General features: G+C 69.3%; 10 protein-coding genes. 7 read left to right on the top strand and 3 right to left on the bottom strand.

Annotation, left to right across the window (positions count from 1 at the left end):
• Positions 1-64: 64 nt before the first annotated feature.
• On the top strand, positions 65-2,260 hold the full coding sequence (locus tag R8F63_13410) for a lysyl oxidase family protein (GenBank protein MDW3219604.1): 2,196 nt from the start codon (positions 65-67) through the stop codon (positions 2,258-2,260).
• Here R8F63_13410 and R8F63_13405 read toward each other — a convergent pair.
• Positions 2,241-3,449 (bottom strand): citrate/2-methylcitrate synthase, encoded by a 1,209-nt coding sequence (locus tag R8F63_13405; GenBank protein ID MDW3219603.1) that lies wholly within the window; start codon positions 3,447-3,449, stop codon positions 2,241-2,243. The two genes, R8F63_13410 and R8F63_13405, sit on opposite strands and share 20 nt — an antisense overlap.
• A 104-nt stretch (positions 3,450-3,553) precedes the next feature.
• On the opposite strand from R8F63_13405, the gene R8F63_13400 reads away from it, so the two are divergent.
• From R8F63_13400 to R8F63_13375, 6 genes are all read left to right on the top strand, one after another.
• Positions 3,554-4,693, top strand: coding sequence for a citrate synthase (locus tag R8F63_13400; protein ID MDW3219602.1), 1,140 nt, complete (start codon positions 3,554-3,556; stop codon positions 4,691-4,693).
• A gap of 79 nt (positions 4,694-4,772) precedes the next feature.
• Positions 4,773-6,098 carry a cytochrome P450 gene (locus R8F63_13395; GenBank protein MDW3219601.1) on the top strand — a complete coding sequence of 442 codons (1,326 nt, stop codon included), beginning with the start codon at positions 4,773-4,775 and terminating at the stop codon, positions 6,096-6,098.
• Positions 6,099-6,107: 9 nt separating this feature from the next.
• The gene (locus R8F63_13390) at positions 6,108-7,541 is read left to right on the top strand and encodes a pyridoxal-dependent decarboxylase (GenBank protein MDW3219600.1); all 1,434 of its coding nucleotides are present in this window, start codon (positions 6,108-6,110) and stop codon (positions 7,539-7,541) included.
• Positions 7,538-8,824, top strand: a complete 1,287-nt coding sequence (locus R8F63_13385; GenBank protein ID MDW3219599.1) for an aminotransferase class V-fold PLP-dependent enzyme — start codon at positions 7,538-7,540, stop codon at positions 8,822-8,824. The genes R8F63_13390 and R8F63_13385 overlap by 4 nt, the downstream gene beginning before the upstream one ends.
• Positions 8,825-8,847: 23 nt before the next feature.
• On the top strand, positions 8,848-9,591 hold the full coding sequence (locus R8F63_13380; GenBank protein ID MDW3219598.1) for a hypothetical protein: 744 nt from the start codon (positions 8,848-8,850) through the stop codon (positions 9,589-9,591).
• Between the two features lie 37 nt (positions 9,592-9,628).
• Positions 9,629-10,846, top strand: a complete 1,218-nt coding sequence (locus tag R8F63_13375) for a threonine ammonia-lyase (GenBank protein MDW3219597.1) — start codon at positions 9,629-9,631, stop codon at positions 10,844-10,846.
• Between the two features lie 121 nt (positions 10,847-10,967).
• On the opposite strand, the gene R8F63_13370 is transcribed toward R8F63_13375, so the two are convergent.
• A complete protein-coding gene (locus tag R8F63_13370) occupies positions 10,968-12,080 on the bottom strand; it encodes a ribonucleotide-diphosphate reductase subunit beta (protein MDW3219596.1) in 1,113 nt (370 codons plus the stop codon).
• Entirely contained in the window at positions 12,080-14,551 is a 2,472-nt protein-coding gene (locus R8F63_13365; protein ID MDW3219595.1) for a ribonucleoside-diphosphate reductase subunit alpha, read from the bottom strand. Before R8F63_13365 ends, R8F63_13370 begins: the two co-directional genes overlap by 1 nt.
• Positions 14,552-14,580: the final 29 nt, after the last annotated feature.

Below are 14,580 nucleotides of genomic sequence, written 5' to 3'. Positions count from 1 at the left end.
GGCGCTGAGGAGAAGCCACAGCGAAACCGGCCCCTCCGTCCGACTCCACGGAGATCCACCCGCAATGCTGACGTCCCCTGTTCTTCTTCGCCGCACGGCCGCCGCCCTTCTCGCCGGTGCCGCCGTGCTGTGGTCGGCCTCGCCGGCCGGCGCACACCACGACCCGGACCAGCTCCGCGCGGCCGAGGCTGCGGCGGAGGCGCTGCCGGTCGACGCGGCGAGCGGGGGTGGCATCCCGCTCGGCGTGGTCGTGGCCGCCACCGTGGCGCTCGCCGTGGTGTTCCTCGCCCGCGCCGGTCTGCCCCGGCTGCGGCCCCGGCGAGCGATCGCCATCGTCTCCGCCGCGGCCCTGGTCTCGGTTCCGCTGGCCACGGCTCAGGCCGCCACGCAGGCGATCCTGTTGCCGGACCTCATCTCCGATCAGCCGGACCCGGTCTCGCTCGAGGTGAACTCCTACACCGGGACACCGCGGCTGGTCCTGCGGTTCGACGGCTACGTGACCAATGTCGGTGACGGGCCGCTCGAGGTGTCGGGTAATCCGCAGATCACCGACTCGTCGAACCCGAGCGCCGTGCACCAGCGCGCCATCGACTCGACCGGCACCTGGCACATCGTCGCGACGCCGCTCGTCCAGTACGAGACGGCCGACAGTCACAACCATTTCCACCTGATGGAGGTCGGTCGCTACTCGTTGTGGAACGAATCGAAGACCGCCGAGGCCGCGCCGGGCCAGAAGGTCGGCTTCTGCCTCTACGACATCGAACACGCGGAATCCGAGGACTGGTCCGGTTCGCACCCGAGTCGGGAGTACACGGGGTCGGTCACCCAGTTCTGTGACAGCAACAACCCGAACACGACGAGCCTGATCATGGGCACCAGCGAGGGGTGGCGCGACGTCTACGGCGCCTACCTCACGTTCCAGTGGGTCGACGTCTCCGAGACGGCTCCCGGCATCTACTACCTCGCCAACGAGGCGGACCCGCACAACCGGATCGTCGAGTCGGACGAGACCAACAACCAGATCGGGTTCGCCGAGGTCGCGTCGACGATCCCCGGCTACAACGCCCTTCCCGTCGGACCCGTGTCGACGGTGGAGAACACCGCGGTCGGCGTCACGCTCGAGTCCGAGTCGTTCGGTTCGCCCGGCAGCCGTCGTTTCGAGATCGTGACCGCGCCGGCCCACGGCTCGCTGAGCCGGTCGGTCGGCGCCTCGTTCTCGTCGCCCAACGTCACCTACACGCCGGATCCCGGCTACAACGGTCCCGACAGCTTCGAGTACATCGCCCGGGACAACTCCAGCGCCTATCCGCTCAACCCGACCATCGCCTCGGTGTCGCTCGATGTCGGCGCCGCGCTCGACCCGGCGGTCGAGATCTCCGGCGCGCCGGCCTCGCTCATCGCCGGCACCTCCGCCCAGCTGACGGCGACGGTCACCGACGCGCCCGACGGCGTGTCCTGGTCGGTCGACGGCGTCGGTGGCGGCAACAGCACCGTGGGCACGATCACGACCGGGGGCCTCTACGTCGCGCCGGCCTCCCCGCCGCCGGGGGACGACGTCATCGTCCGAGCGACGCTCGACGACGACCCGTCGATCCACGACGAGGTCACCATCACGATCGATCCGGTGCCCAACAACGCACCGGTGATGGTCGATCCCGGTGATCAGGCGTCGACCATCGGCGACGCCGTGAACCTCCCCATCGGGGCGACGGACCCCGATGGCGACCCGTTCACGTTCGCCGCGACGGGCCTCCCGACCGGCACCTCGATCCACCCGACGACCGGGGTGATCACCGGCACCGTGACGACGACGGGCACCTTCCCCGTGACCGTGACCACGGACGACGGCACCGACACCGCGGATGTCGACTTCGACTGGATCATCGACCCCCGCCCGGAGATCCGGCCCGGAGTCGTCGCCGTCTGGGAGGGCGACGCGGGATCACAGGTGGTGTCGCTCCCGCTGACGCTCTCGGAGCCGGTGTCACAGCCCGTGACGGTCGACTGGACGGTCCACGACGGCGCCGCACCGCTGGCGTCCGTGGGTTCCGACATCGGCGCGGGGTCGGGCACCGCCACGTTCGCACCGGGCACGACGACGACCTCGATCGACATCACGGTCCACGGTGACACCGCCGACGAACCGCCGGCGTGGTTGGGGGAATGGGGTGTGGTGGTCCACAGTTCGCCGTCGCCCAATGCCGATCTCTGGCCCGGGTTCTGGGGACTGGGTGTGGTCATCATCGCGGACGACGATTGACCGGATCGACGTAGCGCCCGACCGGCCGGAAGCGGATCGGCGTCTCCTCGTACTCCTCGAGCGCGTGGGCGATCCAGCCGGCCGTGCGGGCGATCGCGAAGATCACCTCGCCGGCGTTCGGGCTCATGCCGCTGATGTAGGTGAGCGCGCCGAGCGCGAGGTCGACGTTGGGCGCGGCCGGGATGCGCTCGGTCGTGCGGGCGACAACCGAGGCCACGACGTCCATTCTCGGCCCGTCGAGGGGAAGGTCCGCGAGCGCGTCGAACAGGATGTCGTGGCGCGGGTCGCGCTCCCTGTGGATGAAGTGACCGATGCCGGGAACCCGACCGTCGCGCCGCATCACCTCGGCGATCGCCGCGTCGGGCCCGCTCGCCTCGGCGTCGGCGAACAGGAGATGCACGGTTCGGCTTGCCGCACCGTGCAGGGGACCGGCCACCGCACCGAGCCCGGCGAGCACGATCGCGTGGGGTGCCGCTCGCGTCGATGCCGCGAGGCGGGCGGCGAGCGTCGATGTGGCCATGCCGTGATCGGCGAGGATCACCATCGCGGTCTGCAGGGCGGGCCAGGCCCGCTCGTCGGCGTCGGTCAAGCGGACCCACAGCCGTTGGGCGATCCGGTCCGTCGCGACGTCGTGATCGGTCGGCAGTGAGTCGACGATCGCCCGGATCAGCTGTCGGGCCGTGGCTGTCGCGCCGGCGACGGACCGGTCGTCGCGGAACGGGTCGACGGCACCGGCGGCGACGACGCCCGCCATCATGCGGTCGGTGGGCGTCGCGTGCGAGGGCAGCGCTGCCCCGGCCTTGCGCACCGCTCGGGCGACGGGGGCCGACGGGGTCCAGGGGACCGGCTCGGTGAGTGTCGACGTCCACAGCAGCTCCGCGACCGACTCATAGCTGTGGCCGGCGTCGACGAGATCGCCGATCGAGTGGCCGCGGAGACGGACCGACCCGTCGAGGACCTCGGTGATCCCGGAGGCGACCGGCACCTCCAGCCGACCGGGTCGATCGTCGGCCTTGCGACGCCGGAATCGGTCGATCTCGGCCGGGTCGAACGTGGAGGACTTCCCGTCGAGGTGTCGCTTCGAGTGCAGGAGGCCGCGGCTCACGTAGGCGTAGATCGTCTCCCGCTTCACCCCGAGCCGGGAGGCGGCCTCGGCGGCACTGATGCGTTCGTCGTCCGGCACGCTCACCATCACTCCTCTCTCCTCCCCTGGCCCGATGCCCATACATTGATTCGATCAATGTTGAGCCGATCAATGTTGTCAATGTACCCGCGATGGCGCAGGTTGGAGACATGACCGACAACGACACCCCTGATCCACTCATCGCTCCCCCCGGTCTGAAGGGTCTGGCGGTCGCCGACACCGTGCTCGGCGACGTTCGCGGCCAGGAGGGCTTCTTCCACTATCGCCACTACGACGCGGCCGAACTCGCCCGTACCCACACGCTCGAGGACGTCTGGACCCTCCAGCTGCGCGGTGAGCTGCCGCCGGCGGCCGAGTCGATCGACGGCGGCCGCTACCGCCACCTGCCGGGCTCGGTCGCCGAGCTCGTCGACGAGACGGCGGCCCGGGTGGCCGACCCCATGGTCACGCTGCGGGTCGGGTTGTTGACACTCGGCGACCACGAGGCCCGCGGGTCCATGCTCGATCGCACCGACGAGCAGATCGACGACGACGCCCTTCGCCTGGTCGCCGTCGTGCCCACGCTCCTCGCCCGGCACCATCGGGTTCGCCAGGGCGAGGCACCGGTCCCGCCCGATCCCGAGCTCGGGCACGCGGCGGACTATCTCCGCATGGCGACGGACTCGATGCCGGATCCCGCGGCGGCGCGAGCGGTCGAGCAGTACCTCGTCGCGACAGTGGACCACGGCTTCAACGCCTCGACGTTCACCGGCCGCGTCGTCGCGAGCACGGGGGCCGACATGGCAGGGTCGCTCGTCGCGGCCGTCGGCGCGCTGACCGGTCCGCTGCACGGTGGGGCGCCGAGTCGGTGCATCGCGATGATCGACGAGATCGAGACACCGGATCGGGCGGCCGACTGGGTCCGCCGTCAACTCGACACCGGCGAGAAGATCATGGGCTTCGGCCACGCGGTGTACCGGGCGGAGGACCCGCGAGGTGTGGTGCTGCGCGAAGCGGCCGAGCGGCTCGGGGGAGACCTGGTCGAACGGGCGGCCGGCATCGAGCGGGAGATCCTGGCCGTGCTCGCCGAGTGGAAGCCGGGCCAGCGAATCGTGACCAACGTCGAGTTCTGGGCGGCCGTCGTGCTCGAGCTCGCGGGGCTGCCCCGGGCCATGTTCACCCCGACGTTCTCCGTGAGCCGGTCGATCGGCTGGTCCGCCCACGTGATCGAGCAGCACGGTGTCGGCAAGATCGTTCGCCCCAGCGCCCGCTACATCGGTCCGGAACCGCAGGTCGCCGTGCCGGGCTGACTCGCCCCGGTTCCCGCCGCGTCCTAGGGTTTGTCTTCCACGGAAGGTTTCCCCGGTTCGGGGTGAGGAGCAGGTCCGAATGACCACGTTTGAAGATGTCGATCTCTGGGACATGGATGCGTTCCAGCGCCAGGAACACCACGCGATGCTCGAACAGCTGCGTGAGACCGATCCGGGCATCCACTGGGTCGACGAGGGTGACATGGGCCCGGGGTTCTGGGCGATCACCCGCCAGGCCCACCTCAAGGAGGTCAACCGTCAGGCCGAGATCTTCTCGTCCAACGAGGGCGGCACCCAGATGCAGGAGCGCCAGCGGGCCGACGGTCTGGACGACTTCCAGAACGACTCCCTGATGCTCTCCATGGACCCGCCGAAGCACACTCGCTACCGCCGGATCGTGAGTCGGGGATTCACGCCCCGCATGATCAACCTGCTGGAGGACTACCTCCACAACCGCACCCAGATGATCATCGATCGCGTGTGCGAGCGGGGCACGGCCGAGTTCGTCACGGAGCTCTCCGCCGAACTGCCGCTCCAGGCGATCGCCGAGATGGTCGGCATCCCGCTCGACGACCGCTCGAAGATCTTCGACTGGACCAACTCGATGATCGGGGCCGACGACCCCGACTTCGCCCAGAGCGAGGAGGACGTGATGACGGCGTTCTCGCAGCTGTTCGCCTACTCCAACGCCCTGCAGAAGGAGAGGCGGGACGCGCCGGCCGACGACATCATCACGACGCTCCTGTCGGCCGACATCGACGGCGAGCAACTCGACGAGACAGAGTTCGACATGTTCTTCCTGCTGCTCTGCGTGGCCGGCAACGAGACCACCCGGAACTCGATCACCCGCGGGATGCACGGCTTCTTCGAGTTCCCCGACCAGTGGGAGCTCTACAAGAGCGACCCCGCGAAGTACGAGGACACGATGGTCGACGAGGTCGTCCGCTGGGCGACCCCGGTGCTCAACTTCCGCCGCCAGTGCATGCAGGACTACGAGATCGACGGGGTGAAGATGAAGGCGGGTGACAAGGTCGTGATGTGGCACATCGCAGCCAACCGCGACCCCCGCGCCTTCGACGACCCGTGGACGTTCGACATCACCCGGAGCCCGAACGACCACGTCGGGTTCGGCGGCGGTGGTCCCCACTTCTGCCTGGGGTCGAACCTCGCGAAGATGGAGATCGCCCTGATGTTCAAGGGGATCGCCGAGCGGCTGCCGGACATCCGTCTCGCCGGTGAGCTGGCCTACCTGCGCTCGAACTTCATCGGGGGCGTCAAGGAGATGCCCGTCGAGTTCACCCCCACGCCGTCCACGAACACGACGCCGCTCGACCGGCTCGGCTCGGCCGCGGGCGCCTCGGGCACGGACGGCTACGGCGGGGCCGTCGAACGCGGCGAGGGGTAGCGTCACGGCGTGACGCCCGAGGAGTTCCGCGCTGCCGGCCACGAACTGATCGACTGGATCGCCGACCGGCGCGCCTCGGTCGAGCAGCGCCGTGTCCGGCCCGATGTCGAACCCGGCGACCTGATCGCCGCCCTTCCCGCCCAACCGCCGACCGAGGTCGACTCGGCCGCCGCGGTGTTGGCCGATCTCGATGCCATCGTCGCGCCCGGGGTGCTGGAGGTGCAGCACCCGATGCACTTCGGCTGGTTTCCGGCGAACGCCTCCCTCTCGTCGATTCTGGGTGACATCGCGTCGTCGGGTCTGTCGTCGCTCGGCATCTCCTGGGAGTCGTCGCCCGCGCTGACCGAGGTGGAGGAGGTCGTCGTCGACTGGCTGCGCCAACTGACCGGACTGCCGCCCGAGTGGAAGGGTGTCATCCAGGACACCGCCTCCACGACCTGCCTCGTGGCGATGCTGGCCGCCCGGGAGCGGGCGACGGACCACGGCCAGGCGTCGTCCGGGCTCGTCGGCGAGTCGGCCCCGCTGTGCGTCTACACCACGACCGAGGCGCACTCCTCGGTCCGCAAGGCCGCGCTACTCGCCGGTGTCGGGGCGGATCACATCCGTCTCGTCGACATCGACCCCCAGACGAGGGACATGGTGCCGCAGCACCTCCGCGCCCTCATCGAGGCCGACGTCGACGCCGGCCGCACGCCGATGGCGGTCGTGGCCTCGCTCGGTTCGACGGGAACGACGGCGTTCGACCCGATCGACGAGATCGTGGGGATCGCCGCGGCCCACGGGGTGTGGGTACACGCCGACGCGGCGATGGCGGGAGCCGCGATGGTTCTCCCCGAGCAGCGGCACCTGTTCGCCGGGATCGAAGGGGCCGACTCCATTGCGTGGAACCCCCACAAGTGGTTCGGGACGATCCTCGACTGTTCGCTCATGTACGTGCGTGATCCGGACCACCTGATCCGGGTGATGTCGACGAACCCGAGCTATCTGCGCGCCACCGCCGGCGGCGAGGCCACCCAGTACCGCGACTGGGGGATCCCGCTGGGCCGCCGGTTCCGCTCGCTCAAGCTCTGGTACCAGTTGCGCATCGACGGCATCGAGGCGATCCGGGAGCGCCTGCGCCGGGACCTGGACAACGCGACATGGTTCGCGGCCCAGATCGCGGCCCGGCCGGGATGGGAGGTCGTGGCTCCCGTCCGCCTCCAGACCGTGTGCATCCGCCACTGCCCTGGTGAGGCGCTCGAAGGTGAGGCACTCGACGGTGACGCGCTCGACACCCACACGCTCGCCTGGGTCCGTGCGATCAACACCTCGGGTGAGGCGTTCCTCAGTCCGTCCGTGCTCGACGATCGCTGGATGGTGCGCGTTTCCATCGGCGTCGAAGGCACGGCACGAGCCCACCTCGCTCGCCTCCTCGAGCTGCTGGACGCGGCGGTGTCGCCATGACGGCGGCGTTCGACCTGGGTCCGTTCCCTTCCAGCGCGGGCTACGACGAGGCCGTCGCGGCCGATGCTGTCGATCCGCTGCGGTCCTACCGGGATCGCTTCGTCGACGACGATCCCTCGATGATCTATCTGGACGGCAACTCGCTCGGGCGGCTGCCGCACACGGCGGTCGACGCCGTCGCGACCGCCGTGCGTCATGAATGGGGGAGCCGACTGATTCGTTCGTGGAACGAGCGTTGGTGGTCGCTGGCCGCCGACGTGGGTGGCCGCATTGCCCCGCTCATCGGCGCCGCGGCGGATGAGGTGATCGTGGCGGACTCCACCACGGTGAACCTGCACAAGCTCGCGACCGCAGCCATGACCCGACAGGTCGGACGGTCCCGGGTCGTCACGGACGATCTGAACTTCCCGTCGGATGTCCACGTCCTCCGATCGGTGGCGAATGCCGCCGGCGCCCTGCTCCAGGTGGTGCCGTCGGACGGCGTCCACGGTCCGGTCGCGGCGATCGTCGACGCGCTCGACGAGGACGTCGCGCTGCTGTCGCTGTCGGCCACGGTCTTCAAGTCGGGGTACACCTACGACCTCGCGGCGATCACCGCGGCCGCCCACGAGGTGGGCGCCCTCGTCCTCTGGGATCTCAGTCACAGTGTCGGCGCCGTCGAGCTGGATCTCGCCGCGGCCGACGCGGACCTCGCGGTTGGATGCACCTACAAGTTCCTCAACGGTGGCCCGGGCTCGCCGGCGTTCCTCTACGTGCGCCGCGATCTCCAGGACGAGCTCCGCAACCCGATCGCGGGATGGTGGGGCGATGCGGAGCCGTTCGAGTTCGGACTCGCCCACGACCCGGCGCCGGGGATCGCGCGCTTCCAGACCGGCACCGCGCCGATCCTGTCGTTGATCGGGGCCGAGGCGGGCGTCGGCGCGGTGGGTGACGCGGGGATCGACGCGATCGCGGCCAAGGGACGGGCGTTGGTCGCCCGGGTGGAGGCGCTCGCCGACCGCCGGCTCGCCCCGCTCGGCGTGGAATGGGTGTCGCCGCGCGACCCGGCCCGGCGCGGCGCGCACGCGGCGCTCGCCCACGAGCAGGCCTGGCAGATCTGCCAGGCCCTCATCGACGTCGGCCGCGTCATCCCGGACTTCCGCGCCCCGGACAACATCCGGCTCGGACTGTCGCCGTTGACGACATCGCACCTCGACGCCCACACGGCGATCGAGCGGCTGGCCCGGGTGATCGAGGGCGACCTGGCCGCCGGCTATCCCGCGGACCGCGCCGCGGTCACGTAGGTTCAATGCCCGAGGAGCAGCGCATGGCGGAAACGGTTGTCATCGAGAGTCGGTTTCACGGGCCACCGCGCTCCGCCAACGGCGGATACGCCTGTGGGCTGGCGGCGAAGTCGCTCGGCCAGCCTGCCGCGACCGTGCGCCTCCACCTGCCCCCACCGTTGAACACGGCGCTGGAGGTCGAGCGAAGCGCTGACGAGGTTGCGCTCGTCGGGCCCGACGGCATCGTCGTCTCCGCAACGGCCGGGGTCCCGACAGTCGCCGCACCGAGCGCGGTGTCGCCGAGCGAGGCGGCCGCCCTCCGCACGGACTTCGATCTCGACGAGTACACGAACGCGCACATCTTCCCGACCTGTTTCGCGTGCGGACCGGCTCGAGATGATCGAGACGGACTTCGCCTCTTTCCCGGAGACGCCGGCCGCGACGCACTCGTCGCCTGGCCCTGGTCGCCCCATGAGTCGGTCGGCGATGAGGATGGCCTCGTCGACGTGGCCGTGCTCTGGGCCGCGCTGGACTGCCCGTCGGGCATGGCCTTCCTGGTCGACGCGGACCCGGGTTCGCCGGGGATGGTGCTCGGCACCATGACCGCCCGTGTCCTACGTCGGGCCGCCACAGGCGAGTCGCTGGTGGTCGGGGGCTGGCGGGTGGCGAGCGAGGGGCGGCGCCGGATGGCGGGGTCGGTGATCTGGGACGAAACCGGCGACATACTCGCGCTGGCCGAGACCGTCTGGATCCTGCTGAAGCCGGAGCAACTCGCGTCGATGGCGTGAGGCTTCGGTCGTTGACGGAACGGCCTACCCTTTCCGGATGTCCCCGCCCGCGGCCGACGCCGTCAATCTCGATGCCATTCGTGCGGCCGCGGCCGCGATCGATGGCGCGCTCGAACGCACACCGCTGACCCACTCCCGCACACTCAGCGAGATCACCGGGGCGACGGTGCATCTCAAGTTCGAGAACCTCCAGTACACGGGGTCGTTCAAGGGGCGCGGTGCCCGTCACCGGCTGTTGACGGTCGCGCCGGGTCGAGGCGTCGTGGCGATGTCCGCCGGGAACCATGCGCAGGGGGTCGCCCACCATGGTGCCCTGCTCGGACTGCCGACGACGATCGTCATGCCCGAGAACACGCCGTTCGTGAAGGTCGCCCGGACGCGGGATCTGGGCGCCGAGGTCGTGCTCGCCGGGGCCGACGTCATGGAGGCCGCCGGGCGCGCCCGTGAGCTGGCCGAGGAGCGGGGACTCGAGTTCATCCACCCGTTCGACGACCCGGCCGTGATCGCCGGGCAGGGGACCGTCGGGTTGGAAATGCTCGAACAGGAGCCGGCGCTCGACATGATCGTCACGTCGGTCGGCGGCGGCGGACTCGCGGCCGGACTCGCCGTCGCCGCGTCGGGCCATGACCGCCCGGTCGAGATCGTCGGCGTGCAGACCGAGCGCTATCCCTCGATGGCCGATCGGCTGGCCGGGCGGGCGTCGACCGCACGGGCCGGGTCCACGGTGGCCGACGGCATCGCCGTCACCGAGCCGGGCGGGCTCACCGCCGCGATCCTGGCCGAGCACGGGGTCGACGTTCTCGTGGTTCCCGAGGCGGCGATCGAACAGGCGATCGCGATGCTGCTCGAGATCGAGAAGACGGTGGTCGAGGGGGCCGGCGCGGCTTGCCTCGCGGCGCTCATGACCTACCCGGAGCGCTTTGCGGGCAAGCGGGTCGGGCTCGTGTTGTCCGGCGGCAACATCGACCCGCGCACCCTGTCCGTCGTCACATTGCGCGGCCTTGCCGTCGCGGGCCGGCTCAATCGCCTCCGGGTCGAACTCGACGACGTGCCCGGGCGCCTGGCCCTCGTGGCCGACCTGATCGCCCGGGAGGCGGCCAACGTCGTCGAGGTCGACCACGACGGCCTCGGGTCGACCGGGGCCCGCAGCACGGTGCTCGAACTGCGCATCGACACCCTCGATGCCGAGCACGCCGAGCGGGTGCTCGAGGCAATCCGGGCGCAGGGCATCCACGCGGACCTGTTGGACTGGTGAACGCGGGACGGCCGCCCGCTCGCTCCTCGGAGCGAGACGGACGGCCGTCGTGGGGGGTTGCCCCGTCCTCGCGAGCCGGGGGTGGTGGTGACCGGTGGCCGAAGCCGCCGAGACGGTGGGACTAGAAGTCCTCGTCGAAGGCGACGTCGCCTTCGACGCCGACCTGGTAGGCGGACACGGTGCGCTCGAAGAAGTTCGAGAGCTCCTGCACGTCCTGCAGCTCCATGAAGCTGAACGGGTTGGACGAGCCGAACCGCTTCGGCAGGCCGAGCTGAGCGAGCCGCTGGTCGGCGACGAACTCCAGATACATCCGGGTGTCGGCGGTGGACATGCCGGGCACGCCCTCGCCGAGGAGGTCCTCGGCGAACTGGAACTCGGCATCGACGGCTTCCTCGACCATCGCCGTGATCCGTTCGCCGAGATCGGCGTCGAACAGTTCGGGCTCCTCGGCCCGCACGGTGTTGATCACCTCGAGGGCGAAGTTCATGTGCATCGACTCGTCGCGGAACACCCAGTTGGTGCCGGCCGCGAGCCCGTTGAGCAGACCCTTCGAACGCAGGAAGTAGACGTAGGCGAAGGCGGCGAAGAAGAACAGCCCCTCGATGCAGGTCGCGAAGCAGATGAGGTTCATCAGGAAACGCTTGCGATCCTCGGGCGTCTGCAGTTGCCCGTCGGGGACGTCGCCCATCCACTTGAAGCAGAACTCGGCCTTCGCCCGGATCGCCGGGATGTTCTCGATGGCCGCGAACGCCTCGGCCCGCTCGTCGGCATCGGGGATGTAGTTGTCGAGCAGGTTCAGGTAGAACTGGACGTGGAGCGCCTCTTCGTAGAGCTGGCGGCTCAGGTACATCCGGGCCTCGGGCGAGTTGATGTGCTCGTAGAGGTTGAGGACGAGGTTGTTGGCCACGATCGAGTCGCCGGTGGCGAAGAACGCCACGAGACGGCTGATCATGTGCTTCTCCGCCGGCATCAGCTTGCGGTCGAGATCCGTCAGATCGTCGGAGAAGTCGATCTCCTCGACCGTCCAGGTGTTCTTGATCGCGTCCTTGTACATCTCGAAGAACTGGGGGTAGCGCATCGGCCGGAGCGTCAGGTTGAACCCGGGATCCAGGATGTTGGACTGAGCGTTCGCCGGGGTGGCGAAGTGACCGTGACGGTCACCGGGGGACTCCGGCGCGACCGGCGCAGCGCCGGCCGAACCCAGAGCAAGGTTGAGGTCGTCTGCGAGCGCCATCAGTCGCACGCCTCACACGACTCGGGGTTCTCCAACGAGCAGGCAACCGCCTCTTCGTCGGTGAAGGTCTTCGTGGGTTCGCCGCCACCGCCGGGACCGTCGGGCGTGGTGCCCGGCGTGCCGGAGGTGGTCGTCTTGTTGATGCGGGTCGCCGGACGGCTGCGCAGGTAGTAGGTGGTCTTCAGACCGGCCTTCCAGGCGTACATGTACATCGACGAGAGCTTGCCGATGGTCGGGGCCTCCATGAAGAGGTTCAGCGACTGGCTCTGGTCGATGAAGGCGCCGCGGTCGGCCGCCATCTCGATCAGGGACTTCATCGGGATCTCCCAGGCGGTGCGGTAGATCGCCTTGAGGTCGTCCGGGATGCGCTCGATGTCCTGGATCGAGCCCTCGGCCTTCTTGACCTCGCCGATCATCTCGGCATCCCACAGGCCGCGGCGCTGGAGCTCCTTGACCAGGTGTCGGTTGATCTGCATGAACTCGCCGGACAGCGTCTCGCGCTTGAACAGGTTGGACACCTGGGGCTCGATGCACTCGTAGCAGCCGGCGATGGAGGCGATCGTCGCCGTCGGCGCGATCGCGATCATCAGCGAGTTGCGCAGGCCGTGCTGCTCGATGCGGTCGCGCAGGGGAGCCCAGCGCTCCGGGTCGGACGGCTCCACGCCCCACAGGTCGAACTGGAGGTCGCCGGCCGCGGCCCGGGTCTCGGCGAACGCCTCGTGGGGGCCGCTGGCCTCCGCGAGCTCGGTCGACGCCCACAGGGCGTTGAAGTAGATCTCCTCGGAGATCCGTCGGCTCACGTCGCGTGCGACCGGACTGTCGAAGGCCACGCCCATCTTGAAGAAGACGTCCTGCAGGCCCATGAGGCCGAGGCCGACCGGGCGCCAACGGGCGTTGGACGCACCGGACTCGTCGGTGGGGTAGTAGTTGATGTCGATCACCCGGTCGAGGAACGGCACGACCTGGCGCACGACCTCGCCGAGACGGGTGTAGTCCATCGCGATGACGCCCTCGGACTCGACGACGAACTCGCCGAGGTTGACCGAGCCGAGGTTGCACACCGCGGTCTCGGCCTGGCTCGTGACCTCGAGGATCTCGGTGCAGAGGTTGGAGAGGTGCACGACCCGGTCACGGGCGTTCGCGCTGCCGGCGCCCGCCGTGCCCGGACCGGTCTGGTTGCACTTCTCGTTGGAGGAGTCCTTGAAGGTCATCCAACCGTTGCCCGTCTCGGCCAGCGTCTTCATCATGCGCTGGTAGAGCTGGCGGGCCGGGACCTGCTTTTCGTACTTGCCGTCGGCCTCGGCCTGTTCGTAGATCGAGCGGAACTCGTCGCCGAACGTGTCGATCAGCTCCGGCACCTTCTTCGGATCGAAGAGGCTCCACTGCCAGTCCTTCTCGACCCGCTCCATGAACATGTCGGGGATCCAGTTGGCCAGGTTGATGTTGTGGGTGCGTCGGGCGTGGTCGCCGGTGTTGTCGCGCAGCTCGAGGAACTGGTCGATGTCGGCGTGCCACGCTTCGAGATAGACGCAGGCGGCGCCCTTGCGGCGACCGCCCTGGTTCACCGCGGCGACGGACGCGTCGAGGGTCTTCAGCCACGGCACGATGCCGTTGGAGAGCCCGTTGGTGCCGACGATCAGGCTGTTCTTCGAACGGATGCGGTGCCACGCGACGCCGATGCCGCCGGCGAACTTCGAGAGGCGGGCGATGTCGGTGTAGCGCTTGTAGATGCCCTCGAGGCTGTCCTCCGGCGAGTCGAGGAGGTAGCAGCTCGACATCTGCGGGTGGGTCGTGCCCGAGTTGAACAGGGTGGGGGAGGAGGGCAGGTAGGCGAGCGACGACATGAGGTCGTAGAACTTGATCGCCTCGGTCGGGTTGGTCGACAGGCCGCAGGCGACGCGCAGGAAGAAGTACTGCGGGGTCTCGATGACGTCGCGGGTCTCCGGGTGGCGCAGCAGGTAGCGGTCGTAGACGGTGCGCAGACCGAAGAACTCGAAGTTCTTGTCCCGCTGGCTGTTGATGGCGGCGTTGAGCTCGGGGGCGTGCTCCTCCACGAAGGCGAGGACGTCGTCGCCGATCAGGCCGAGCTTGTGGCCGAGCGACACCGACTCCGAGAACCACGGGGCGTTCTGGTTGCGCACCTCCTTGTCGATGTAGATCGACAGCAGGCGGGCCGCGAGCTTCGAGTAGTGGGGCTCCTCGACGATGAGCCCCGCCGCGGTGCGGATCGACAGCTCGTCGAGCTCCTGGGTGGTGGCGCCGTCGGCCAGCGCGGCGATGGTGCGGGTCGACACCACCATCGGATCGACCCCGAGCAGACCCTCGCTCGCCCGGGCGACCGCATTGACGATCTTGTTCACGTCGACGGGTTCGAGCGCACCGCTGCGCTTCTTCACCCGCATGCTCGTCGTGGTCGCTGCTGCCGTCTCCGTGTTGTCGACGGCGGTCAGCCGGTCCTCCGTGATCGCCATTTCCAGGCCCCTTCCCCGCGCCGGGAGTG

Source organism: Acidimicrobiales bacterium (genome assembly GCA_033344915.1).
Lineage (GTDB): Bacteria > Actinomycetota > Acidimicrobiia > Acidimicrobiales > Aldehydirespiratoraceae > JAJRXC01.
The sequence above is the reverse complement of the archived record's forward strand: the minus strand, read 5'-3'. Positions and strand labels throughout refer to the sequence as shown.